The organism is Stenotrophomonas sp. pho, assembly GCF_006228405.1.
Classification (GTDB): domain Bacteria; phylum Pseudomonadota; class Gammaproteobacteria; order Xanthomonadales; family Xanthomonadaceae; genus Stenotrophomonas; species Stenotrophomonas sepilia.
Genome location: NZ_CP029759.1, coordinates 3,306,883 through 3,330,933, shown reverse-complemented (window position 1 = coordinate 3,330,933; position 24,051 = coordinate 3,306,883). Strand labels below are relative to the sequence as shown.

Sequence of the window (24,051 nt, the reverse complement as noted above, 5' to 3'; positions counted from 1 at the left end):
GGCCCGCCCCAAGCATTCCGCCAGCCCATGAATACCGATTACCGCAAGAACCTCCCCGGCAGCGCGCTGGACTATTTCGACGCGCGCGCCGCCGTCGATGCAATCCAGCCCGGCGCCTATGCCACCCTGCCGTACACCTCGCGCGTGCTGGCCGAGAACCTGGTGCGCCGCTGCGATCCGGGCACGCTCGCCGATTCGCTGAAGCAGCTGATCGAGCGCCGCCGTGACCTGGATTTCCCGTGGTTCCCGGCGCGCGTTGTGTGCCACGACATCCTCGGCCAGACCGCACTGGTCGACCTGGCTGGCCTGCGTGATGCGATCGCCGACAAGGGCGGCGACCCGGCCAAGGTGAATCCGGTGGTGCCGGTGCAGCTGATCGTCGATCACTCGCTGGCGGTGGAGTGTGGTGGTTTCGATCCGCAGGCGTTCGAGAAGAACCGCGCGATCGAGGATCGCCGCAACGAAGACCGCTTCCACTTCATCGACTGGACCAAGCTGGCGTTCGAGAACGTGGACGTGATTCCGCCGGGCAACGGCATCATGCACCAGATCAACCTGGAGAAGATGTCGCCGGTGATCTACGTGCAGGACGGCGTAGCCTTCCCCGACACCTGCGTGGGCACCGACAGCCACACCCCGCACGTGGATGCGCTGGGCGTGATCGCCATTGGTGTGGGCGGCCTGGAAGCCGAGAACGTGATGCTCGGTCGTGCCTCGTGGATGCGACTGCCGGATATCATCGGCGTCGAGCTGACCGGCAGGCCGCAGCCGGGCATCACCGCCACCGACGTGGTGCTGGCGCTGACCGAATTCCTGCGCAAGGAGCGCGTGGTCGGCGCGTACCTTGAATTCTTCGGCGAGGGAGCGGCGGCACTGACCATCGGTGACCGCGCCACCATCTCCAACATGTGCCCCGAATACGGCGCCACCGCCGCGATGTTCTACATCGACGGGCAGACCATCGATTACCTGCGCCTGACCGGGCGCGAGGAATCGCAGGTGGCGCTGGTGGAAAACTATGCGCGCACCACCGGCCTGTGGGCTGACGACCTGGCCACCGCACAGTATGAGCGCGTGCTGCGCTTCGACCTGTCCAGCGTGGTGCGCAACATGGCCGGCCCGTCCAACCCGCACAAGCGCGTGGCGACCGCCGAGCTGGCCGAGCGCGGCATCGCCGACGAGGCCAAGCTGGCAGCGGGCAAGGCCGAGCAGGCACAGGGGCTGATGCCGGATGGCGCGGTGATCATCGCCGCCATCACCAGCTGCACCAACACCTCCAACCCGCGCAACGTGATCGCTGCCGGCCTGCTGGCACGCAAGGCCAATGAGCGCGGCCTGCTGCGCAAGCCGTGGGTGAAGTCATCGTTGGCGCCCGGCTCGAAGGCGGTGCAGCTGTACCTGGAAGAGGCCGGCCTGCTGCCGGACCTGGAAAAGCTGGGCTTCGGCATCGTCGCCTTCGCCTGCACCACCTGCAACGGCATGAGCGGCGCGCTCGATCCGGCCATCCAGCAGGAGATCATCGACCGTGACCTGTACGCCACGGCTGTGCTGTCGGGCAACCGCAACTTCGATGGCCGCATCCACCCGTATGCGAAGCAGGCCTTCCTGGCGTCGCCGCCGCTGGTGATCGCCTATGCCATCGCCGGCACCGTACGCTTTGACATCGAGAAGGACGTGCTGGGCGTGGACGCCGACGGCAACGAGGTGCGCCTGAAGGACATCTGGCCGAGCGACGCCGAGATCGACGCCGTGGTCAAGGCCTCGGTCAAGCCGGAGCAGTTCCGCCGCGTCTACAACCCGATGTTCAATGTGCGCGTGGAGCACGGCGCGACGGTCAGCCCGCTGTACGACTGGCGCCCGCAGAGCACCTATATCCGTCGCCCGCCGTACTGGGAGGGCGCACTGGCCGGTGAGCGCACGCTGTCGGGCATGCGCCCGCTGGCGGTGCTGCCGGACAACATCACCACCGACCACCTGTCGCCGTCCAACGCGATCCTGGCCTCCAGTGCCGCCGGTGAGTATCTGGCGAAGATGGGCCTGCCCGAAGAGGACTTCAATTCCTACGCGACCCACCGCGGCGACCACCTGACCGCGCAGCGCGCCACCTTCGCCAACCCGAAGCTGTTCAACGAGATGGTGCGCAACGACGACGGCAGCGTGAAGCAGGGTTCGCTGGCGCGCGTGGAGCCGGAAGGCAAGGTGATGCGCATGTGGGAAGCCATCGAGACCTACATGGAGCGCAAGCAGCCGCTGATCATCATTGCCGGTGCCGACTACGGCCAGGGCAGCTCGCGTGACTGGGCCGCCAAGGGCGTGCGCCTGGCTGGCGTGGAGGCGATCGTGGCCGAGGGCTTCGAGCGGATTCACCGTACCAACCTGATCGGCATGGGCGTGCTGCCGCTGGAGTTCAAGCCGGGCACCACCCGCCTGACCCTGGGCATCGATGGCACCGAGACCTTCGACGTGGTCGGCGAGCGCACCCCGCGCGCCGAGCTGACGCTGGTCATCCACCGCCGCGACGGCCAGGACGTGATCGTGCCGGTCACCTGCCGCCTGGACAGCGACGAGGAAGTGGCGATCTACGAGGCCGGTGGCGTGTTGCAGCGCTTCGCGCAGGACTTCCTGGAAGGCGCCAAGGTGGCGTGATACCGGCCTGAATGCCTGCCCCGGAGGCCGGGGGCGGGCTTGTCCGACACCTGGGCAGGGCGCACACTGACTTGGCAAAAACTGCCAATGGAGAGTCTCATGGCCACCATGAACATTTCGCTGACTGATCCGCTCAAGCAGTTCGTGGACGAAGAAGTGCGCGAAGGCGGCTACTCCAGCACGTCGGACTATGTGCGCGACCTGATCCGCCAGCGCCAGCGCAGCAAGGCCGAAGAACTGCTCAAGCAGCTGATTGCCGAGGGGCTGTCTTCTGGTCCTTCGGCGCCTCTGGCGCCGGATCACTTCGACAAGCTCCGTGAGCGTGCTCGGAACCGCAAGTGAGACCTTCGCACTGGTCTCCTGCAGCGGTTCTAGATCTCGACCAGGCAGCAGCCTGGTATGCAGATCAGGGCGGAGAAGTGCTGGAAGTCGGCTTCATCGATGCGGTGGAGTCCGTCGTCAAGCTGGTCGAGGCTCACCCGGGTGCTGGTTCCACATTGCATGCGGATCTGTTGCCCTCGCTGCCAGCGCCGTTGCGTTTTCATCCGGTTCGTCGCTTCGACGGCTACCTGGTCTACTACGTGGAGCTACTTGCGCACGTTTCCATCGTGCGCATCTGGAATGCTTCGCGGGGTATGGAAGCACTGCTCGAAGACGAGGAGCTCAACCCCGATATTGGTTCGTCGCACCCAGGATACTGATCCATGACTTTCCTCCCGCAACTCCGTATTCCCGCCACCTACATGCGCGGTGGCACCAGCAAGGGCGTGTTCTTCCGCCTGCAGGACCTGCCCGACGCCGCGCAGGTGCCGGGCGCCGCACGCGATGCGCTGCTGATGCGCGTGATCGGCTCGCCCGATCCGTATGGCAAGCAGACCGACGGCATGGGCGGCGCCACCTCCAGCACCAGTAAATGCGTGATCATTTCCACCGCGTCGGTGCCGGACCACGATGTGGACTACCTGTACGGCCAGGTCTCGATCGACACCGCCTTCGTCGACTGGAGCGGCAACTGCGGCAACCTCAGCACTGCGGTGGGTCCGTTCGCGATCGCCAACGGCCTGATCGATCCGTCCCGCGTGCCACGCGACGGCCTGTGCACCGTGCGCATCTGGCAGGCCAACATCGGCAAGACCATCATCGCCCACGTGCCGATGCGCGATGGCGAAGTGCAGGAGACCGGTGATTTCGAGCTGGATGGCGTGACCTTCCCGGCCGCCGAGATCCAGCTGGAGTTCATCGATCCGTCCGATGACGGCGATGCGGGCGCGATGTTCCCGACCGGCAACCTGGTCGACACCCTGGACGTGCCGGGCGTGGGCAGTTTCGAGGTGACCATGATCACCGCCGGCATTCCGACCATCTTCCTCAATGCGGCCGACCTGGGCTACACCGGCACCGAACTGCAGCCTGCGATCAACGAGGACAAGGGGGCGCTGGAGCGCTTCGAGAAGATCCGCGCCTACGGCGCCTTGCGCATGGGGCTGATCAAGAACCTGGAAGATGCGGCGACCCGCCAGCACACGCCGAAGGTGGCCTTCGTGGCACCGGCGCAGGACTACGTGTCGTCCAGTGGCAAGGTCATTCCGGCCTCGGCGATCGACCTGCATGCGCGTGCGTTGTCGATGGGAAAGCTGCACCACGCGATGATGGGTACCGCTGCCGTGGCGATCGGCACCGCGGCAGCGATTCCGGGCACGCTGGTCAATCGCGCTGCTGGAGGCAGCGAACGCGAAGCGGTGACCTTCGGCCATCCCTCCGGCACGTTGCGCGTGGGTGCGCAGGCCGGTCTCGTTGACGGCCAATGGACGGTGACCAAGGCCATCATGAGCCGCAGCGCCCGCGTGCTGATGGAAGGCAAGGTGCGGGTACCGGTCGAGTGATGCGTTGGTGAACGCCAACCAAGGTTGGCGACTACCGGGCCGCAGAGACAGATTGCTTTGGTAGATGCCAACCTTGGTTGGCATGGTGCACGGGCGACCGTGCACCGCAACGAGGAGATCGATGATGTCCGACAGCCACACCCCATCCAACGAGCGTGCAGCGTGGGATGCGCTGCTGGTGGGCATCGTCGACTACGTGCGCGACGCGCGCATCGACTCACCGCTGGCGTTCCAGACCGCGCACCACTGCCTGCTCGACACGCTGGGCTGCGGCCTGGAAGCGCTGTCGTTCCCGGCCTGCAGCAAACTGCTTGGTCCACTGGTGCCGGGCATCAGCGTGGTCAACGGCGCGCGCGTTCCGGGTACGCATTACGTGCTGGACCCGGTGCAGGCCGCCTTCAACATCGGCGCGATGGTGCGCTGGCTGGATTTCAACGATACCTGGCTGGCGGCCGAATGGGGGCACCCTTCGGACAACCTGGGTGGCATCCTTGCCATCTGCGACTGGCTGGGGCGCAACGCGCAGGCTCTGCGGCGCCCACCTCCGACCGTGCGCGACGTGCTGCTGGCAATGATCAAGGCGCACGAGATCCAGGGCGTGCTGGCGCTGGAGAATTCCTTCAACCGGGTCGGGCTGGACCACGTGGTGCTGGTCAAAGTGGCCACCACCGCTGTGGTTGCGCAGCTGCTCGGCCTGGATCGCGAGCGCATGCTCAATGCGTTGTCGCTGGCCTGGGTCGATGGTCAGTCCCTGCGCACCTACCGGCACGCACCCAACACCGGCTCGCGCAAGAGCTGGGCAGCTGGCGATGCGACCAGCCGTGGCGTGCGCCTGGCGCTGATGGCGGCCAGTGGCGAGATGGGCTACCCCAGCGTGCTCAGCGCGCCGACCTGGGGCTTTGAAGCGGTGTCGATGCATGGCAAGGCACTGACGCTGGGGCGACCGCTGGGCAGCTACGTGATGGAGAACGTGCTGTTCAAGATCAGCTACCCGGCCGAGTTCCATGGCCAGACCGCAGTGGAGGCGGCCATCATGCTGCACCAGCAGTTGCGTGCGATGGGGCGGCGGGTCGAGGACATCGCGCATATCGCGATCCGGACCCAGGAAGCCTGCATCCGCATCATCGACAAGCAGGGCCCGCTGCATAACCCGGCCGACCGCGACCATTGCGTGCAGTACATGGTCGCCATCGCGCTGCTGCACGGGCGGCTGGTGGCCGAGGATTACGAGGACGACGTTGCCGCTGATCCACGCATCGATGCCCTGCGGGCGAAGATGGCCTGCCATGAGGATCCGCAACTCAGCGCCGACTACCTGGACCCGGACAAGCGCAGCATTGCCAACGGCCTGGGCGTGCGCTTCAGCGACGGTACTGAGCTGCCCGAGGTACTGGTGGAATACCCGCTCGGCCATGCCCGACGCCGGGAGGAAGGCATTCCGCTGCTGATGGACAAGTTCCGCCGGCACCTGGCCCACCGCTTCCCGACAGTCCAGCAGCAGCGCATCCTGGCGGCATCACTGGATCCGGTGGCGCTGGCGGCAATGCCGGTGACCGACTATGTGGACCTGTACCAGCCGGGGTGAGGCCGCTCTGGTAGATGCCAACCTTGGTTGGCATGTGGGGGGCGCCAGCCAAGGTTGGCGGCTAGCGGGTCCCGGGCGGAACCGGGTTTCCGACCGCCGGGGCGCCAACGCCTTGACGCGGCCTGCCTATAATGGCCACCTCGATCAAGGAGTGACGACATGAGCGGTCCGGCACGGCGGAAGCGGTGGGATGGGCGGCGGCGGTACTGGCAGGAGGCCTGTTGCTGGGCCTGGCCGGCTGCCGCAACGACAGCGCGCAGCTGCCCAAGGCCAGTGGCGAGGCGATCACCACCAAGGCCGAGCAGGTGAAGGAATTCACCCTGCTGCGGGCCTACCCGGACCAGAAGAATGACGGCCTGTCGCTGGCGCTGGAGTTCTCGCGCCCGCTGGTCGGCACCCAGGATTTCGACACGCTGGTGCGCTTCGAGGAGAAGGTCGGCACCGAGGACAGCAGCTGGACGCTGTCCGATGACGGCCTGACCCTGCGCTACCCGTTTGTCGAGGCCGGCAAGGAGTTCAGCCTGGTGGTCTCGCCGGACCTGCTGGCCGCCGATGGCAGCCGCCTGGGCAAGGAACTGAAGCAGAAGGTGTTCAGCGGCGAGCTGAAGCCGGTGGTTGGCTTCGCCTCGCAGGGCAGCGTGCTGCCTGCCAAGGACAGCCGTGGCCTGCCGGTGGTCTCGGTGAACGTGCCGGAAGTCGACGTCGAATTCCTGCGCGTGCGCGAGAAGGATCTTCCGACCTTCTTCAGCCAGTACCAGCGCGGCGGCCGCCGTGGCAGCTGGGAGCTGAGCAGCGACTACGAGCGCAGCCCGATCAACAAGCTGGCCGAGCCGGTCTACGTCAACCGCTTCATCCTTGGCGGCAAGCAGAACGAGCGGGTGCTGACCTACCTGCCCACCCAGGACATCAAGGAACTGCAGGAGCCGGGCCTGTACTTCGCCCTGCTCAAGCGTACCGGTGACTACGAAGGCGAGTTCGACACCGCGTTCTTCTCGGTCAGCGACATCGGCCTGCATACCCGCGCCTACAAGGACAAGCTGTTCGTGCACACCGCCGGCCTCAAGGACGGCGCGCCGCTGAAGGGCATCGACCTGCGCGTGCTCGACGCCAAGGGCGAGGTGGTGCTGAAGGGCAGTACCGACGGCAATGGTAATGCGCTGCTGAACTACACCCTGGATGCCACCCACGTGCTGGTCGCCAGCAGTGGCAAGGACACCAGCTTCCTGCCGTTCAACCAGCCGGCGCTGGACCTGAGCGAATTCGCCGTGGCCGGCCGTGACAATGCCTGGTTCGACGTCTATGCCTGGTCCGGGCGCGACCTGTACCGCCCCGGCGAGACCGTGCGCCTGTCCGCGCTGCTGCGCGACAACGACGGCAAGCCGGTCAAGGCGCAACCGGTGTTCCTGCGGCTGAAACAGCCCGACGGCAAGACCTTCCGCGAGACCCGCCTGCAGCCAGGCGACCAGGGCTACATCAATTTCGAGCAGGTGATCCCCGCCGAGGCGCCGACCGGGCGCTGGCAGGTCGAGTTCCGCACCGACCCGGCCAGCAAGGAAGCGATCCAGGGCATGACCCTGCGCATCGAGGAGTTCCTGCCCGAACGCATGAAGCTGGACCTGGACAGTGCGCAGAAGACGCTGAAGCCGGGTGAGGACCTGCGCCTGCAGGCCAATGGTGCCTACCTGTATGGCGCACCGGCCGATGGCAACCGCTTCACCGCACGCATGGCGGTGGCCGCCGAACAGAAGCCGGTGGACGGCCTGCCGGGCTATTTCTTCGGTGACCCGACCCTGCAGCTGCCGCGCGAGGCCAAGGACGTGATCGATACCACGCTGCCGGCCAATGGCCAGCTGCGTGAGGATGTGGCGTTGCCGGAAGAGGCGGCCAAGGCCAAGGCGCCGATCGCCGTGGTGCTGTCCGGCAGCCTGTATGAAACCGGCGGCCGCACAGTCACCCGCACCCTGAAGCGGGTGATGTGGCCGGCCAATGCGCTGGTCGGCGTGCGGCCGCTGTTCAACCCGGACGATGGCGCCGATTCCAATGGCAATGCGCGCTTCGAGCTGATGCGCGTGGATGCTGCCGGTACGCCGCAGCCGGCCAAGGGCCTGAAGATCACCCTGGTGCGCGAGCTGCGCGACTACCACTGGACCTTCAACGACAACCGCTGGGACTACGACTTCACCCGCCGTTTCGAGAACAGGGAAACCCGCACCGTCGATGCCGGCAACAGCGCGGTCGCCTTTGATTTCCCGGTGGAGTGGGGCGAGTACCGGGTGGACGTGTTCGATCCGTCCACCGGCCTGACCAGCCGCTATCCGTTCCGTGCCGGCTGGAGCTGGGGCGATGACAACCGTGGCCTGGATGCGCGCCCGGACAAGGTCAAGCTGGGCCTGGACAAGACCGGTTACAAGGCCGGTGACACCCTGGAGGTGACGGTGACCCCGCCGCACGCCGGCAAGGGCATCCTGATGGTCGAGACCGACCGCATGCTGTATGTGCAGGACATCGAGGCCAAGCCGGGTTCGACCTTCAAGATCCCGGTCACCGCCGACTGGGAGCGCCACGACGTCTACATCACCGCGCTGGTGTTCCGTGGCGGCAGTGCGCCGAGCAAGATCACCCCGGCCCGTGCCGTGGGCGTGGTGCACGTGCCGATGGACCGCAAGGGCCGCACCGTGGCCGTCGGCCTGGTCGCGCCCAAGCAGATGCGCCCGGAGCAGGACCTGCCGGTAACCGTCAGTGCGCCGCAGCTGGCCGGCAAGACCGCGCACGTCACCGTTTCGGCGGTGGATGTGGGCATCCTCAACATCACCCGTTTCCCGGTGCCCGATGCCGGTGCACACTTCTTTGCCCAGCGTCGCCTCGGTATCGATGCCTACGACATCTACAGCCGGGTGATCGAGAGCTTCGATGGTGGCAGCGGCAAGCTGAAGTTCGGCGGCGACATGGCGCTGCAGGCATTGCCGCAGGCCAAGCGCCCGACCGCGCGCGTGCAGACCGTGGACCTGTTCTCCGGCCCGGTACAGCTCGATGCCAAGGGCAATGCCCGCATCCGGCTGAAAGTGCCGGACTTCAACGGCACCCTGCGCGTGTCGGCGCTGGTCTACAGCGATGACCAGTACGGCAAGCGCGACGTGGAAACCATAGTGCGCGCACCGATCCTGGCCGAAGCCAGCATGCCGCGCGTGCTGGCCCCGGGCGACCGCAGCACCGTGACCCTGGACGTGCAGAACTTCACCGGCAAGCCGGGCCAGTTCAACGTGAAGGTGGAAACCGAGGGCCCGTTGAACCTGGGCGAGGGCAGCCGCAGCGTGCAGTTGAATGCCGACGCCAAGACCACGCTGAGCTTCCCATTGTCGGCACGCGAAGGCCACAGCGTGGCCAAGGTGAGGGTGCGGGTGGACGGCAACGGCTTCAAGGCCGATCGCCGCTACGACCTGCCGGTGCGTGCGGCGTGGCCGCAGGTGCTACGTTCGCAGGTGCGCACGCTCGATCCGCTGGCGGCGGTCAGCCTCGACAACAGCCTGACCGAGGGCCTGATGTCCGAGTCGGTGAATGCCCGCCTGCTGGTCAGCCCGCTGCCGCCGATCCCGTTCGCCAGTGCACTGCAGGGCGCGCTGAACTATCCATATGGCTGTGCCGAGCAGACCACCAGCAAGGGTTACGCCGCGCTGATCCTGGACCAGGCCACCTCGTCGATGCTCGGCGCCGATGGCCTGGATGCCAAAACCCGTAGAGAGCGCATGGAAGGTGCGTTCGGTCGCCTGGCGTCGATGCAGGTGGCCAATGGCAACTTCTCGATGTGGGGTGACGATGGCTACGTGAACCCATGGCTGACCCCGTACATCACCGAGTTCCTGCTTGATGCCAAGGACGCCGGCTTCGCCGTGCCCGACAACGTGCTGCAGAAGGCGCTCAACCGGCTCAGCGAGGATCTGCTGTCCGGCGGCAATCAGTTCTATGGCCAGGAGGATCGCGAGAAGCTGAAGTTCGCCAACCAGGCGTATTCGGGCTACGTGCTGGCCCGGGTCAATCGTGCACCGCTGGGTACCCTGCGCACGCTGTACGACAACGAACGCAGCAAGGCGGTCGGTGGCCTGTCGCTGGTCCACCTGGGCGTGGCGCTGTCGCTGCAGGGTGATGCCAAGCGTGGCCAGGCCGCGCTGGCGGCGGCCTTCGCCAAGTCCAGCAGCGAACGTCCGTCGTACTTCGGCGACTACGGCAGTGCGATCCGCGATGATGCACTGATGATCGCGCTGACCCACGAGAACAAGCTGGCCAAGCCCGCCTGGGATGCGCGTGCGGTGGATCTTGGCCGTGGCCTGGATGCGCGCCGCAATGCCGGCTGGATGTGGCTGAGCACGCAGGAACAGGTGGCGATTGCCCGCCTCGGCAAGGCCCTGGCCGCCAACCAGAAGGCGCTGGTGGCCGGTGAGCTGGTGATCGGTGGCAGCACCGAAGCCATCGGCGAGCGCAAGCTGTTCGGCCGCAACTTCAGCGCCAGCGAGCTGGCCAGCGGCGTGCGCTTCACCCCGCAGGGGCAGCCGCCGATGTTCGCCAGCATTGATGTGGCCGGCATCCCGCGCAGTGCGCCCGCACCGGACAACAGCGTAGTGGGTATTGAACGCAGTTACTTCGGTACCGATGGCAAGCCGTGGTCGCCGCGCCCGCTGAAGGAAGGCGAAGCACTGATCGTGCGCGTCACCGTCACCGCCGACACCACGATGCCCGATGCACTGCTGACCGACCTGCTGCCGGCGGGCCTGGAGATCGAGAACTTCAACCTGGGCGATGCCAAGCAGTGGGCCGACGTGGTGGTCGATGGCATCACCATCAGCGACCGGGGTGAGGCCGCCGATACCAAGCACGAGGAGTTCCGCGACGACCGCTACGTGGCCGCGCTGAAGCTCTCGCGTGGCAGCAAGGCTAACGTGTTCTACCTGGTGCGCGCGGTGACCCCGGGTACCTACTCGGTGCCGCCGCCGCTGGTGGAGGACATGTACCGGCCGCAGCTGCGCGGTGTCGGCCGCAGCAACCCGACCACGATCACGGTGGTACAGCCGTGACCGCGCGCACGGGCCGCGACGGCGCGGCCCGTCCTGCTGGCAACCCGCAATGAAGAACACGATGACGACCCGGCTGGCGACCCTGCGCCGCCGGTGGCGGCCGCTGTGGCCGTGGCTGCGCTGGGGCATGGCCGCTGCGCTGGCGCTGCTGCTGGTGCTGGATTTCGCCTTCCCGCCGCCGCTGCCGAAGCAGCGTGATACCAGCACACTGGTGGTGGCTGCCGACGGCACGCCATTGCGCGCGTTTGCCGATGCCGAGGGCGTGTGGCGCTATCCGGCCTCGATCGACAGCGTCTCACCGCTGTACCTGCAGGCGTTGCTGACCTATGAAGACCGCTGGTTCTGGCGCCATCCGGGCATCAACCCGCTGGCGATCCTGCGGGCCAGCGGCCAGCTGCTGCGCGGCGGCCGCATCGTGTCCGGTGGCTCGACCCTGACCATGCAGGTCGCGCGCATTCTCGATCCGCACTCACGCACCCCGTGGGGCAAGCTGAAGCAGATGCTGCGTGCGGTGCAGCTTGAGGTGCACCTGAGCAAGCAGCAGATCCTGGCCCTGTACCTGGAGCGTGCACCCTACGGCGGCACCATCGAAGGCGTGGAAGCGGCCAGCTGGGCCTATCTGGGCAAGCCGGCGGCGCAGCTGTCGCATGCCGAGGCTGCGCTGCTGGCGGTGCTGCCACAGGCGCCCAGCCGGCTGCGCCCGGACCGCCATCCGGAAGCTGCGCAGAAGGCGCGCGACAAGGTGCTGTCACGCATGGCCGAGCTGGGCGCGTGGACACCGGAAGAAGTGGAGGATGCGCGCGTCGAGAACGTGGTGGCGCGTTCGCTACGCCCTCCCTTGCACGCCGCGCTGCTGGCGCAGCGCCTGCACTCGGCGCATCCGGGCCAGGCACGCATCCAGAGCAGCATCGACATCGGCCTGCAGCGCACGCTGGAAGAGCGCGTGGCCAGCTATTTCTCGACGCTGCCCGAGCGTACCTCGGCGGCCCTGCTGGTGGTCGACAACCGGACCCTGCAGGCACGCGCCTATGTCGGTACATTGTCCTTCGGTGACCGCCAGCGGCTGGGTCACGTGGACATGGTGCAGGCCTGGCGTTCGCCAGGCTCCACGCTCAAGCCGTTCCTGTACGCGATGGCGCTGGACGATGGCCTGATCCATTCGGAAAGCCTGCTGGTCGATGCACCGCAGAGTTTCGGCAGCTACCGCCCCGGCAACTTCGACATGGCCTTCAATGGGCCCATCGGTGCCTCCAGCGCATTGCGGCTGTCGCTCAACGTGCCGTCGGTGGATCTGCTGCAGCGGGTCGGCGCGGCGCGCTTCGCTGCCCGCCTGTCGCACGCCGGGATCCAGCTGCGCTTCCCGCCGGGCAGTTCGCCCAACCTGTCGCTGATCCTGGGCGGCACCGGCGCGCGCCTGGAAGACCTGGTCGGCGCGTTCGCCGCGTTCAACCGGAGCGGTATCGCCGGCCGCGTGCGTTACACCGACGACGAGCCGATGATCGAGCGGCGCCTGGCCTCGCCGGGCGCCAGCTGGATCGTGCGCGAGATGCTCGAATCAAACCCGCGCCCGGGGTACAGCGCCGGGACGTTCGATGTCGGTGGCCGCCCGCGCGTGGCGTGGAAGACCGGCACCAGTTACGGGTACCGCGATGCATGGGCGATCGGCAGTACCCGCCACTACACGGTGGGCGTGTGGGTGGGCCGGCCGGACGGTACTCCGTTGCCGGGCCAGTACGGCGCGGTCACCGCGCTGCCGCTGATGTTCGAAGTGGTGGACAGCCTGCCGCGCCAGCGTGGTGATTCGGCGGCCGCGCCGATGCCGGCCAGTGTCAGCCAGGAAGACATCTGCTGGCCCACTGGCGAACGTGCCGAGGGACTGCCGGCCGCACTGTGCCAGCGGCGGATGCCAGCCTACCTGCTCGATGGCGCCGCACCGCCGACCTTCCCGAACGCGAGGCGCGGCGCTGGCAGCCGGGCCGGCAGCGTTACCTGGCCGATGCCCGCAGCGGACTGCGCGTGTCTGCTGATTGCCGCTTGCCGCACGAAGAAGTCGCCCGCGAGATCGCGCGCTGGCCGGCGTTGCTGTCACCGTGGCTGCCCAAGGCCACGCGCGAGGCTTCGCAGTTGCCGGGACTGTCGCCAGACTGCCGCGACGACGGGCGCGAGGCCAGCGTCGCGCTGCATGTGGACGGGCTCAATGACGGCGCCACGCTGGCGCGCGCGCCTAATTCGGAACACGGCGTGCGCCTGCAGCTGCGCGCGCTGGGCAGCGAGCAGGCGGTGGACTGGTTGCTGGACGGCCGCTGGATCGCGCAGACCCACGGCGCGCAGTTGATGCAGCGCGAGTTCGCCGATCCCGGTGCGCATACCCTGACCGCCTTGGCCGCAGACGGCGCGTGGACGCAGGTACGGTTCACTGTCCTCCGGTAGGCGCCGGGCCATGCGCGGCGCGCGGTCCAGCGCCAACGACACCGCCGTGCTCTGGTAGGTGCCAACCCTGGTTGGCACGCGGCAAAGGCGCCCACCAAGGTGGGCATCTACCGGATCACTCCCCGATCCACCCATCCAGCAGATCGGCGAACTCGTCGGCGTGTTCCTCTTCCTGTGCCAGGATCTCTTCGAGGATGCACTTGGTGGTGGTATCGCGGTCGCCGATGAAGTTGATCATCTCGCGGTAGCTGTCGATGGCGATGCGTTCGGCCACCAGGTTCTCGCGGACCATGTCGCGCAGGTCGCTGCCTTCCTTGTATTCGGCATGCGAGCGCGCGGTCAGCGTATCCGGGTTGAAGTCGGGCTCGCCGCCGAGCTGCACGATGCGCTCGGCCAGCTTGCCGGCATGCGCCTGTTCCTGCTGTGCATGTTCAAGGAATTCAGCTTTCACCGCGTCGGCCAGCATGCCCTTGGCCATGAAGTAGTGCCGGTAGTAGCGCAGCACGCACACGTACTCGGTGGCCAGTGCGTCGTTGAGCAGCTTGATCACCACCTTGCGGTCGGCGCTGTAGCTGTCGGTGATCGCACCATCCTCGATGTTGCGCCGGGCACGCTCGCGCAGGGCCGTGCGCTCGCTGATGCCGGGAATCTGCGCGGTGGGCTTGGGGGCTTTGGCTGGCTTGCTGGACATGGCTGGCCGTTTCCTCTTGCGGTGGGAGATCAGGTGGGCAGGTGCTCCAGCACGTAGTCGGCCGAAGACACTTCGAATTGACCGGGCTGTTCAACCCAGGCGGCGCGGACCACGCCGTCGACCACGAACAGGGCGAAACGGCGCGAGCGGATGCCCATGCCCGAGGCACTGGCGTCGAGCTCCAGGCCGAGCGCACGGGTCAGTTCGGCATTGCCGTCGGACAGCATCAGCAGGCCGTCGGGCACGTGCTGATCGGCGGCCCAGGCCTTCATCACGAACGGGTCGTTGACGGCCATGCAGTAGACATCGATGCCGCGCTGGCGGAAGGCCTCGAATTTCTCGACGTAGCCGGGCAGGTGGCGGGCCGAGCACGTCGGCGTGAACGCGCCGGGCACGGCGAACAGCACCACCTTGCGCGCGTCGAACAGCGAATGCGTATCGAGCGTTTCAATGCCCTCGCGGATGCGCTTGAGGGTGACTTCCGGAATGCGGTCGCCGACATGGATGGTCATGGGGAACTCCTTGCTGGGGCAGCGTAGTGGGCCGGATGGGACAGGGACGTCAAGACATTGGAAAACCGGCGTGCAGGGCCCATCTTCAGGCTTTGCGGAGCGGGCTTCCAGCCATAGCCTGGGGCAGGGCGATGGCAACCGCATTGCGCAGGATCAGTCGGCCTCACCGGGGCCGCACGAGCGACGGCGTAGCATCGCCGGCGCGTAGAATGAACCCGGGGCGGCGCCACCGGCGCGGCCGAAGCAGATCGAGGTAGCTGGATGGAATTCAAGGATTACTACGCCACCCTGGGGGTGGAACCGAGCGCGGGCGAGGCGGAGATCAAGACCGCCTACCGCCGGCTGGCACGCAAGTACCACCCGGACGTCAGCAAGGAGGCCGGGGCCGAAGACAAGTTCAAGGCGGTCAACGAGGCCTATGAGGCGCTGCGCGACCCGGAAAAGCGTGCAGCCTACGACCAGCTGCGCGCGCAGGGCTATCGCCCGGGCGAGGAGTTCAACGTGCCGCCGAACTACGGCGGCGCCGGTGGTTTCAACTTCGAGGAAGTGTTCGGGGGTGGTGGCGCCAACGGCGGCTTCAGCGACTTCTTCGAAAGCCTGTTCGCGCGCCAGCGCGGCGGTGCCGGCCCTGGCCCGGGATTCAGCAGCCAGGGCCATGCGCCCAACCGCGACACCCGCGCCAAGCTGTCGGTACCGCTGGAAGCGGCCTACAGCGGCGACAGCCTGCGCATCACCGTCAACGGCAAGCAGCTGGACGTGCGCGTGCCCAAGGGCATCCGTCCGGGCCAGGTGATCCGCCTGGCGGGGCAGGGCAACCATGGCGGCAACCTGCTGCTGGAAGTGGAGTACGCCGCACACCCGCAGTTCGAGGTCGATGGCCGCAACATCCTCTACACCCTGCCGGTCACGCCGTGGCAGGCCGCGCTGGGCACCAGCATCAGCGTGCCGACCCTGGGCGGCGCGGTGGAACTGAAGATCCCGGCCGACTCCGATGCCGGGCGCAAGCTGCGCCTGCGCGGGCGTGGCCTGCCGGGCAATCCGGATGGCGACCAGATCGTCGAGATCGAGATCGTGGCCCCGGCCGCGACCGACGAGGCGCAGAAGAAGGCCTACCGGAACCTGGCCAAGGCGTTTGGCGAGACGATCTGAGCACGCCTTCCGGTAGTGCCGGCCGCTGGCCGGCAATCACACATCATTGCCGGCCAGCGGCCGGCACTACCGCGCGCGTCTCAGCCCTGCCCGGCGAACACGCGCTCCAGCACTTCGGACAGCTCGTCTTCCGAGAACGGCTTGGTGATGTAGGCCTTGGCGCCTTGGCGCATGCCCCACATGCGGTCGGTGTCCTGGTCCTTGGTGGTCACCAGGATCACTGGAATATGCCGGGTTGCCTCGTCGCGGGCGAGGGTGCGGGTGGCCTGGAAGCCGTTGAGATTGGGCATCACCACGTCCATCAGGACCAGGTCGGGCAGCTCGGCCTTGGCGGTTTCGACCCCGGCGGCGCCATCGGTGGCGGTCAGGATCTGGTGCCCGAGCTTCTCGACGATGCGCTGTATCCCCAACAGCTGCGACGGTGAGTCGTCGACGATCAGAATGCGTGCCATGTTGTTCCCCATGTAATGCCCGCAGTGTAGTGCGGGCTCATTACCGGCGGGAGGGGCGCATCTGCCGTCCGTCGCCTGCCTGCTACGTTCAGTCGATCCGCACCACGGTGCGGCCCAGCGAGCCGCCCGCCAGCATCCGCTCGAACACGGCCGGCAGGCCATCAAGGCCAACCTCGGCGGTACAGATGCGGTCCAGGTGCTGCGGTTTCCATTCGTTGCCCAGCCGCGCCCAGACATCCTCGCGCAGCCCGCGTGGCGCATTGGCCGAGGACACGCCCAGCAGCGACACGCCACGCAGGATGAACGGCATCACGGTCATGTCCAGCGCCGGGCTGGCCGCCAGGCCGGCACTGACCACGCTGCCGTAGGGCGCGGTCTGCGCCAGCAGGCTGGCGAGCATGGCGCCGCCGGCATTGTCCAGGCCCCCACCGAAACGCGCCGATTGCAGTGGGCCGGTGTCGGCCAGGGCCTCACGCGGCAGCACCTCGGTGGCGCCGATGGCGTGCAGGAAACCGGTCTGGTCGGGTTTGCCGCTGATCGCATGCACCGTGTAGCCGGCGCGGCTGAAGATCGACAGTGCCAGCGCGCCGACGCCGCCACTGGCGCCGGTGACCGCCAGCGGTCCAAGTTCCGGGCTCTGCCGGTTGTCCTGCATGCGCAGCAGCGCCAACGCCGCGGTGAAGCCGGCGGTGCCCAGCACCATCGCCTCGCGTGGGCTCAGCCCGGTCGGCTGGGCGATCACCGCACGCGATTCCAGCCGCACATACTGGCTGTAGCCGCCGTCGCGGGTCTCGCTGAGGCCGCAGCCGGTGGCCAGCACCGCGTCGCCTTCACGCCATTCCGGATCGGTGCTGGCGACCACGGTGCCGGCTACGTCGATGCCCCCACCAGCGGGAAGCGGCGCAGGATCTTTCCCTTGCCGGTGCCGGCCAGGGCGTCCTTGTAGTTGACCGAGGACCAGTTGGCGCGGATCAGAACCTGGCCGGGGCTGAGGTCTTCGACCTTGAGCTGGGCCAGGCCGCTGCGGTAACCGGCGTCGTCGTTTTCGATGCGGAAGGCGGTGAACGGGGTGGTGGGGGCCATCGGCATTGCCTGACTTCGAGGAAAACGCCACCTTACCCCGTTGCCCCCCTTTCGATCCTGCCGATCCGCCCCATCTTGTATGATCGGTAATGGTTTCACGGCTGGCGCCGCGGGAAGGGCCCGCGCCGCAGCCCACATCTTGATGGAGCGTGCATGGCCTGGAATACACCCGGCGGCAACAAGGGCGGACAAGGCCCCGAGGACAATCGACGCGGGCCGTTCGGGTCACGCGGCGGTGGCAATGGTGGTGGCTGGGGCGGTTTGCCCGGGCCACTGAAGGACCTGTTCGACGGCGGCATCGTGCGTTGGGTGGTGGCGGCCGTGGTGCTGCTGGTGCTGTTCTCCAGCTTCCAGTTGATCGGCGAACAGCAGCGTGGCGTGGTCCTGCGCTTTGGCCAGTTCTCGCGCATCCTGCAGCCCGGTCCGAACTTCAAGCTGCCGTGGCCGATCGAATCGGTCACCAAGGTCAACGCCACCGAGATCAAGACGTTCTCGATCCAGGTGCCGGTGCTGACCCGCGACGAGAACATCGTCAACGTCTCGCTGAACGTCCAGTACCGCATCGACGACCCGCAGCAGTACCTGTTCGGCACCGTCGATGCCAACCAGGTGCTGGAGCAGTCGGCGCAGAGCGCGGTGCGCGAGGAAGTCGGCCGTGCCGACCTCAACGCCGTGCTGAACAACCGTGGCCCGCTGGCCGTGGCCGCCGAGGAGCGCCTGCAGGCACTGCTGAAGGCGTTCAAGACCGGCCTGACCGTGACCGGCCTGACCCTGCAGGACGCCCGTCCGCCGGAAGAAGTGAAGCCGGCCTTTGACGAGGTCAACGGTGCCCAGCAGGTCAAGGAACGCCTGATCAACGAGGCCCAGGCCTACGCTGCCAAGGTCGTGCCGGAAGCCCGGGGCCAGGCCTCGCGCGCCCGTACCACCGCCGAAGGCTACAAGCAGGCCGTGGTGTCCAAGGCCGAGGGTGACGCGCAGCGCTTCAGCCTGTTGCAGGCCCAGTACAAGGACGCCCCGGAAGTGACCCGCAAGCGCCTGTGGCTGGAGACCGTGCAGCAGGTGCTGAGCGAGAACCGCAAGGTGATCGGCGGCGATGGCCGCCAGCTGATCTACGTGCCGATGACCGGCGATACCCGTCCCACCACCTCGGCCCCGGCCGCAGTGGCGAACCCGGACGTGGTGATGCCGTCGCTGCCGGGTGCAGCGGTGGAAGCTTCCCGTGATCCGGGCCGGCCGGTGGGCCGCCCGACCGGGCGACCGAGCGGCCGTGAGGAGGGCAGCCGATGAAGAGTCCTATCTGGATCGCCGTGATCGTGGCGGTGGTGCTGGGCCTGCTCGGCTCGGTGTACGTGGTCCGTGAGGACCAGACCGCCATGGTGCTGAACCTGGGCAAGGTGGTGCGTTCGGACATCAAGCCGGGCCTGCATTTCAAGGTGCCGGTGGTGGAAACGGTGAAGGTCTTCGACCGCCGCTTCCAGGTGCTCGACACCGCGCCGGCGCGCTACTTCACCGCCGAGCAGAAGGACGTCAGCGTCGACTTCTTCGCCATCGGCTACATCTCCAACGTAGGTGACTACTTCCGTGCCACCGGCGGCGATCCGCGCATCGCCAATGCCCGCCTGGCACCGATCATCACCGACTCGCTGCGCAACCAGATCAACTCGCGCACCCTGCAGCAGCTGGTGTCCGGCGACCGCAGCGAGCTGATCGCCGAGCAGCTGAAGGGGATCAACGAGGCGGTGGCCGGCCTCGGCATGCAGATGATCGACCTGCGCATCAAGCAGGTGGACCTGCCGACTGACAGCCAGGTGATCAACGACGTGTACGAGCGCATGCGCGCCCAGCGCAAGCAGGAAGCGGCCAAGCTGCGTGCGGAGGGCGAGGAGCAGTCGCTGACCATCCGTGCCCAGGCCGACCGCGACAGCACCGTGCTGATCGCCGAGGCCGAGCGTGATGCACAGCGCCTGCGCGGTGAAGGCGATGCCGAGGCGGCCCGCATCTACGGCAAGGCTGGCTCGGCTGATCCGTCGTTCTATGCGTTCTACCGCAGCCTGGAGGCCTACCGTGGCTCCATGACCGACGGCAATGGCGTGATCGTGCTCGACAAGAACGACCCGTTCCTGCAGTACCTGAAGAACGACCGCTGAGGTCGCAGGGCACTACCCCACGGGGCCCGGCCAGACGCCGGGCCCCGTGCTTTTTCCGGAGTCCCCCATGAAAGATCTGTTCGCCGCCGTCTGCCTGGTCGCGGTGCTGGAAGGCCTGTTCCTGTTCGTGGCGCCGTTCGCCTGGAAGCGCACGGCCGAGCGCCTGCTGGACCTGCCCAGCCCGGCCCTGCGCAGCTTCGGCGGGCTGGTGCTGCTGGCCGGCCTGAGCCTGCTGTGGTGGGCGCGCCACTAGCAGGGTAGTGCCGGCCGCTGGCCGGCAACCTGGGATGCCGGCCAGCGGCCGGCACCACCGGGCGGGACGGCTGACCGGTGGGTGAAGCCGTCCGTCGGAAAGGTGGCAGCGGACCCCGGAAACCCGGATAATGCACAAAAGCCGGACGGGCCTCCCCGTTCGGCTTTTTCCGTGTCTGGGCCTTCCATCGCCGGCCGCTCCCGTCTGGAGCCGCCCTCCAGGTGCTGGCCAGCCCCGCCACGGTTTACCCGTCCGCGGCCCCGATGGCCGCAACAAATCGAGGAGCCCGTCATGGGTCAGTCTGTCGTAGTGTTGGGTGCCCAGTGGGGCGATGAAGGCAAGGGCAAGATCGTCGATCTGCTCACTGAGGAAATCGGCGCCGTCGTGCGCTTCCAGGGTGGCCACAATGCCGGCCACACCCTGGTCATCAACGGCAAGAAGACCGTCCTGCACCTGATCCCGTCGGGCATCCTGCGTGACGACGCGCTGTGCCTGATCGGCAACGGCGTGGTGATCTCGCCGGCCGCGCTGCAGAAGGAAATCGCCGAGCTGGAAGCCTCCGGCGTGGAAGTACGTTCGCGCCTGAAGATCTCCCCGGCCGCGCCGCTGATCATGCCGTACCACATCGCCCTGGACCAGGCGCGCGAACGCGCTGCCGGTGGCAAGGCGATCGGCACCACCGGCCGTGGCATCGGCCCGGCCTACGAAGACAAGGTGGCGCGTCGCGGCATCCGCATCGCCGACCTGCATTACCCGAAGCAGCTGGAAGAACTGCTGCGCACCGCGCTGGATTACCACAACTTCGTGCTGACCAAGTATCTGAACACCGATGCGGTCGACTTCCAGAAGACCTTCGACGAAGCGCTGGCCTTCGGCGAATACGTGCAGCCGATGAAGTCCGACGTGGCCGGCATCCTGCACGACCTGCGCAAGCAGGGTAAGCGCGTGCTGTTCGAAGGCGCGCAGGGCGCGCTGCTGGACATCGACCACGGCACCTACCCGTACGTCACCAGCTCCAACACCACCGTCGGTGGTGCGCTGGCCGGTTCCGGCGTCGGCGCCGATTCGATCGACTACGTGCTGGGCATCGCCAAGGCCTACGCCACCCGCGTCGGCGGCGGCCCGTTCCCGACCGAACTGGACGACGAAGTCGGCCAGGGCATCCGTGACCGTGGCGCTGAGTACGGTGCCTCGACCGGCCGCCCGCGTCGTTGCGGCTGGATGGACATCGTCGCACTGAAGCGCGCCGTGGCCATCAACGGCATCAGCGGCCTGTGCATCACCAAGCTGGACGTGCTCGATGGCATGGAAAAGCTGAAGGTCTGCATCGCCTACGAATACAACGGCAAGCGCACCGAATATGCTCCGCTGGATGCGCAGGGCTGGGAAGAGTGCACCCCGGTGTACCTGGAGTTCCCGGGCTGGAGCGAGAACACCCACGGCATCACCCAGTGGGACGAGCTGCCGCCGGCGGCACGCGCCTACCTGCGTTCGCTGGAAGAACTGGCCGGCTGCCCGATCAGCATCGTTTCGACCGGCCCGGACCGCGACCACACCATGGTCCTGCAGGATCCGTTTGCCTGAGTGAGAGACCGGTAGCGCTGGGCCCTGCCTGGTGTTGCTGAAGGAAAAGCCCCGCGCAAGCGGGGCTTTTTCGTTTTCGGTACTGTGGCGGCACAGCCGGCAGGGCAGCGCAGCGATGACGGAGACTTCGGTATGAAGGGCGAGACGGTCGCACGGGTGACTCTGTGGCTGCTGTGGAGCCTGTGGACGCTGGCCTGCATCGTGCTGGTGCTGGGCGCGCTCGCCAATTACCTGGCTTCGCGCACGCAGACCCTGCCGCTGGTGCTGCAGCCGGGCGCGACCGCCGAGATCACGGTGTACCGCTTCATCGACGACCCGCTGCGACTGCGTCTGCGTTATGCGGATGACGGCGCCGATCCGGCGGTCGATCCCGAGCTGCGCCTGCGCGCGGAAACCCCAACCGATCGCACCGAGTTCCGCGCGGAGAGCCGCTCGGCGGTGACCGATCCGGAGATCCATCGCGCACTGGAATCGGTCGAGCGAGACCGGGTCGCCGCCTCGTACTTCGGCTACGGCCGCAGTGACGCACTGCCGCGAGGCCGTTCCTCGCTGCGGCTGACCGTGCTGGAGGTCGATCCGGCGTTGGCCGGCCGTGCGGCCTCGGTGGACCTGCTGCCGCCGATGGACGTGCTGAAGCTGACCGACCTCGACTACCTCTGGCTGTGGCCGTTCTTCTTCTGGAAGATGGCGGCGCTGTTCCTGCTGATTCCAGGGGCCGCGTTGGCTGTCTTTACTGTGGCGTTGTGGCGCTGGCAGCGCCGGGCATCATCGCTGCCGACTTCAGCAGTGGATAGGGATTGATCGACTCTCCCTTCCACCACTGCTTCTCTGGCCCCAGCACATGCACCTCGAAATGCAGGTGCGGGGCATGGGCGCTGGCGTTGCCCGTGCTGCCGACGTAGCCGATCACCTCGCCGCGCCTGATCACCTGCTTTTCGGCCAGGCCATCGGCATAGCGCTGCAGATGCGCGTAGTAGTAGCACCAGCGTCCACCGGGCTCGAACTGGTAGATCGTCAGTCCACCGCGCTCGCTGTCGAACAGTTTTTCCACCGTGCCATCCGCCACCGCCAGTACCGGCGTTCCTGCATCGGCCATGATGTCGATGGCATCGTGTACGCGGCCCTCGCTGCGTGCATCGGTGAAGGTATCGCGCAGCTGCGAGGGCAGGATGCCCTGCACCGGCAGCAGCAGGCCGGACGGGGCATCCGGAGCCTGCGCGGCCGGCGGCGCAGTGGAGGCGGGTGGGGCTGTTGCACCTGGCGCTACCGGTTCCGTCACCGGCGCGGCGGCCACCGTCGATGGCGCTTCCGGCAGCGCGTCGGTCACCGGCTCATCCATATCGCGGTGCAGCCACCAACCTGCACCCAATCCCAGCAGAACACCCAGCACGATCAGTTGCGAAAGACGCATCGACTCACTCCTGCATCACGACAGGCACCGAGGTGTCCACTGCGTCGGCCACGCGCAGTGCATCCCAATTGGTCATGCGTACGCAGCCATGCGACTCGGTCTTGCCCACGTGGCCGGGTTCAGGCGTGCCATGCAAGCCGTAATGCGGCTTGGACAGATCGATCCAGACCCGGCCGACCGGATTGTTCGGGCCGGGCGGCAGCGTGGCTTTCTTTTCCCCCTTGCGGGCATCCCATAACAGCTTGGGGTTGTAGTGGAACGGCGGGTCGCGGTACACGCCCAGGATCTTCCATTCGCCGATCGGCAATGGGTCGTGCTGGCTGCCGGATGACACCGGCACCTGCGCGATCAGCTTGCCCTGTGCGTCCAGTAGCTGCAGCGTGGAGTCGGATTTGTCGACCACGATCCTGGCGGCCTTCGGCAATGCGGCCGGGGTGATGTTGGGGACCTGGATGCGGCTGCCAGCCCTGGTCAGATCCACGCCGGGATTGAGCATCTTCATCAGCTCTGGGGACGCGTGGAAGCGCTCGCCCAGGGCTTCTTCCACACTACCGTAGCCCAAAGATTTCAGCTTGGCCTGGGCGGCGGGTCCTTTCGGTATCGGCTGGAACGGGCCGACGACATCCTCAGCAGTCAGCGTGTAGCTGGCCAGCGGCGTGATCGTATCGGCCTGCAGAGCCTTCCAGGTGGCGTCGTCCAGCTCACCCGTTACGGTCAGGCCGTGTGCCGCCTGGAAGCCTGACACCGCCCGCCGCTGGTTGCTGCCTAGCTCACCATCAATCTGGCCCGGAGAGAAGTTCGCACGATCCAGCAGCACCTGGGCATGCAGTGCGGAGCGCACTGCGGTGTCCGGGCCAGCCTTCTCGGCAATGGGGCGGGCAGGTTGGGCGGCGGCGCCTGCGCGAAGGCCGGCGACGCCAGCAGCGAGATTGCGAGCAGGGTGGATCGAGACACAGATGAGCGCATTGGGATCTCCAGCAGGTACGCCGCCACCTTGCCCGCAGGCGGCGCCGAGCCGCCGTGAAAGGGATCTGATGCCCGCATGAGCAGGCATGTCATTGCGGCCGGTTGCCAGCGGCAGGTGCCGCTGGGGACGGGGGCTCACCAAGGTGAACGGTGGCCGACGCCGTCGATGGGCGGCGATCAAGATTGCCTGCCG

At 67.2% G+C, this 24,051-nt stretch carries 17 protein-coding genes and 2 pseudogenes; 13 read left to right on the top strand and 6 right to left on the bottom strand.

Annotated features, from left to right (window positions below):
* Nucleotides 1–27: 27 nt before the first annotated feature.
* The 7 genes and pseudogenes from acnD to pbpC all read left to right on the top strand — a co-directional run bounded on the left by acnD (nt 28) and on the right by pbpC (nt 13,610).
* Nucleotides 28–2,646, top strand: coding sequence for a Fe/S-dependent 2-methylisocitrate dehydratase AcnD (gene acnD / locus DL544_RS15660; RefSeq protein ID WP_139727507.1), 2,619 nt, complete (start codon nt 28–30; stop codon nt 2,644–2,646).
* A 99-nt stretch (nt 2,647–2,745) separates the two neighbouring features.
* Nucleotides 2,746–2,988 carry a type II toxin-antitoxin system ParD family antitoxin gene (locus DL544_RS15655; protein ID WP_139727505.1) on the top strand — a complete coding sequence of 81 codons (243 nt, stop codon included), beginning with the start codon at nt 2,746–2,748 and terminating at the stop codon, nt 2,986–2,988.
* Entirely contained in the window at nt 2,985–3,347 is a 363-nt protein-coding gene (locus DL544_RS15650) for a type II toxin-antitoxin system RelE/ParE family toxin (RefSeq protein WP_139727503.1), read from the top strand. The genes DL544_RS15655 and DL544_RS15650 overlap by 4 nt, the downstream gene beginning before the upstream one ends.
* A 3-nt stretch (nt 3,348–3,350) precedes the next feature.
* Complete coding sequence (gene prpF / locus DL544_RS15645; RefSeq protein WP_065196951.1) at nt 3,351–4,529, top strand: 2-methylaconitate cis-trans isomerase PrpF; 1,179 nt, start codon at nt 3,351–3,353, stop codon at nt 4,527–4,529.
* Nucleotides 4,530–4,653: 124 nt separating this feature from the next.
* Entirely contained in the window at nt 4,654–6,114 is a 1,461-nt protein-coding gene (locus DL544_RS15640; RefSeq protein WP_139727501.1) for a bifunctional 2-methylcitrate dehydratase/aconitate hydratase, read from the top strand.
* A gap of 185 nt (nt 6,115–6,299) precedes the next feature.
* Nucleotides 6,300–11,180: an alpha-2-macroglobulin family protein gene (locus tag DL544_RS15635; protein WP_139727499.1), complete on the top strand. Its 4,881-nt coding sequence runs from the start codon at nt 6,300–6,302 to the stop codon at nt 11,178–11,180.
* Nucleotides 11,181–11,229: 49 nt separating this feature from the next.
* Nucleotides 11,230–13,610 (top strand): annotated as a pseudogene (gene pbpC / locus DL544_RS15630) (penicillin-binding protein 1C).
* Nucleotides 13,611–13,725: 115 nt separating this feature from the next.
* Here pbpC and DL544_RS15625 read toward each other — a convergent pair.
* Both DL544_RS15625 and DL544_RS15620 read right to left on the bottom strand, forming a co-directional pair.
* Nucleotides 13,726–14,301: a ferritin-like domain-containing protein gene (locus DL544_RS15625; protein ID WP_139727497.1), complete on the bottom strand. Its 576-nt coding sequence runs from the start codon at nt 14,299–14,301 to the stop codon at nt 13,726–13,728.
* A gap of 29 nt (nt 14,302–14,330) precedes the next feature.
* Nucleotides 14,331–14,813, bottom strand: a complete 483-nt coding sequence (locus DL544_RS15620) for a peroxiredoxin (protein ID WP_005418341.1) — start codon at nt 14,811–14,813, stop codon at nt 14,331–14,333.
* A gap of 261 nt (nt 14,814–15,074) precedes the next feature.
* On the opposite strand from DL544_RS15620, the gene DL544_RS15615 reads away from it, so the two are divergent.
* Complete coding sequence (locus tag DL544_RS15615) at nt 15,075–15,962, top strand: DnaJ C-terminal domain-containing protein (RefSeq protein ID WP_005418339.1); 888 nt, start codon at nt 15,075–15,077, stop codon at nt 15,960–15,962.
* Between the two features lie 80 nt (nt 15,963–16,042).
* Here the strand turns inward: DL544_RS15615 and pilH are convergent, their stop codons facing one another.
* Nucleotides 16,043–16,414, bottom strand: a complete 372-nt coding sequence (gene pilH, locus DL544_RS15610; RefSeq protein WP_005410644.1) for a twitching motility response regulator PilH — start codon at nt 16,412–16,414, stop codon at nt 16,043–16,045.
* A gap of 88 nt (nt 16,415–16,502) precedes the next feature.
* A pseudogene (locus tag DL544_RS15605) lies at nt 16,503–17,497 on the bottom strand (YhdH/YhfP family quinone oxidoreductase).
* A 153-nt stretch (nt 17,498–17,650) separates the two neighbouring features.
* Here DL544_RS15605 and hflK point away from each other — a divergent pair.
* The 5 genes from hflK (at nt 17,651) to DL544_RS15580 (ending at nt 22,282) form a co-directional block, all read left to right on the top strand.
* Nucleotides 17,651–18,784, top strand: a complete 1,134-nt coding sequence (gene hflK / locus DL544_RS15600; protein ID WP_005418335.1) for an FtsH protease activity modulator HflK — start codon at nt 17,651–17,653, stop codon at nt 18,782–18,784.
* A complete protein-coding gene (gene hflC / locus DL544_RS15595; RefSeq protein ID WP_005414169.1) occupies nt 18,781–19,644 on the top strand; it encodes a protease modulator HflC in 864 nt (287 codons plus the stop codon). The genes hflK and hflC overlap by 4 nt, the downstream gene beginning before the upstream one ends.
* 67 nt (nt 19,645–19,711) lie before the next feature.
* Complete coding sequence (locus DL544_RS15590) at nt 19,712–19,897, top strand: DUF2065 domain-containing protein (RefSeq protein WP_065185447.1); 186 nt, start codon at nt 19,712–19,714, stop codon at nt 19,895–19,897.
* A 291-nt stretch (nt 19,898–20,188) separates the two neighbouring features.
* Nucleotides 20,189–21,481 (top strand): adenylosuccinate synthase, encoded by a 1,293-nt coding sequence (locus DL544_RS15585; RefSeq protein ID WP_005418326.1) that lies wholly within the window; start codon nt 20,189–20,191, stop codon nt 21,479–21,481.
* Between the two features lie 132 nt (nt 21,482–21,613).
* Nucleotides 21,614–22,282, top strand: a complete 669-nt coding sequence (locus DL544_RS15580; RefSeq protein WP_065178223.1) for a hypothetical protein — start codon at nt 21,614–21,616, stop codon at nt 22,280–22,282.
* Here DL544_RS15580 and DL544_RS15575 read toward each other — a convergent pair.
* Nucleotides 22,212–22,892 carry a M23 family metallopeptidase gene (locus DL544_RS15575; protein WP_065178224.1) on the bottom strand — a complete coding sequence of 227 codons (681 nt, stop codon included), beginning with the start codon at nt 22,890–22,892 and terminating at the stop codon, nt 22,212–22,214. The genes DL544_RS15580 and DL544_RS15575 overlap by 71 nt on opposite strands.
* Nucleotides 22,893–22,896: 4 nt before the next feature.
* Nucleotides 22,897–24,039: a L,D-transpeptidase family protein gene (locus DL544_RS15570; RefSeq protein ID WP_255312988.1), complete on the bottom strand. Its 1,143-nt coding sequence runs from the start codon at nt 24,037–24,039 to the stop codon at nt 22,897–22,899.
* Between the last annotated feature and the right edge of the window lie 12 nt (nt 24,040–24,051).

Bases quoted from the DNA above. Each gene is read 5' to 3' on its own strand.
- hflC (WP_005414169.1), top strand. From the start codon at position 18,781: ATGAAGAGTCCTATCTGGATCGCCGTGATCGTGGCGGTGGTGCTGGGC.
- DL544_RS15580 (WP_065178223.1), top strand. From the start codon at position 21,614: ATGAAGGGCGAGACGGTCGCACGGGTGACTCTGTGGCTGCTGTGGAGC.
- DL544_RS15615 (WP_005418339.1), top strand. From the start codon at position 15,075: ATGGAATTCAAGGATTACTACGCCACCCTGGGGGTGGAACCGAGCGCG.
- prpF (WP_065196951.1), top strand. From the start codon at position 3,351: ATGACTTTCCTCCCGCAACTCCGTATTCCCGCCACCTACATGCGCGGT.
- hflK (WP_005418335.1), top strand. From the start codon at position 17,651: ATGGCCTGGAATACACCCGGCGGCAACAAGGGCGGACAAGGCCCCGAG.
- DL544_RS15640 (WP_139727501.1), top strand. From the start codon at position 4,654: ATGTCCGACAGCCACACCCCATCCAACGAGCGTGCAGCGTGGGATGCG.
- DL544_RS15625 (WP_139727497.1), bottom strand. From the start codon at position 14,301: ATGTCCAGCAAGCCAGCCAAAGCCCCCAAGCCCACCGCGCAGATTCCC.
- acnD (WP_139727507.1), top strand. From the start codon at position 28: ATGAATACCGATTACCGCAAGAACCTCCCCGGCAGCGCGCTGGACTAT.
- pilH (WP_005410644.1), bottom strand. From the start codon at position 16,414: ATGGCACGCATTCTGATCGTCGACGACTCACCGTCGCAGCTGTTGGGG.
- DL544_RS15585 (WP_005418326.1), top strand. From the start codon at position 20,189: ATGGGTCAGTCTGTCGTAGTGTTGGGTGCCCAGTGGGGCGATGAAGGC.
- DL544_RS15620 (WP_005418341.1), bottom strand. From the start codon at position 14,813: ATGACCATCCATGTCGGCGACCGCATTCCGGAAGTCACCCTCAAGCGC.
- DL544_RS15655 (WP_139727505.1), top strand. From the start codon at position 2,746: ATGGCCACCATGAACATTTCGCTGACTGATCCGCTCAAGCAGTTCGTG.
- DL544_RS15590 (WP_065185447.1), top strand. From the start codon at position 19,712: ATGAAAGATCTGTTCGCCGCCGTCTGCCTGGTCGCGGTGCTGGAAGGC.
- DL544_RS15575 (WP_065178224.1), bottom strand. From the start codon at position 22,892: ATGCGTCTTTCGCAACTGATCGTGCTGGGTGTTCTGCTGGGATTGGGT.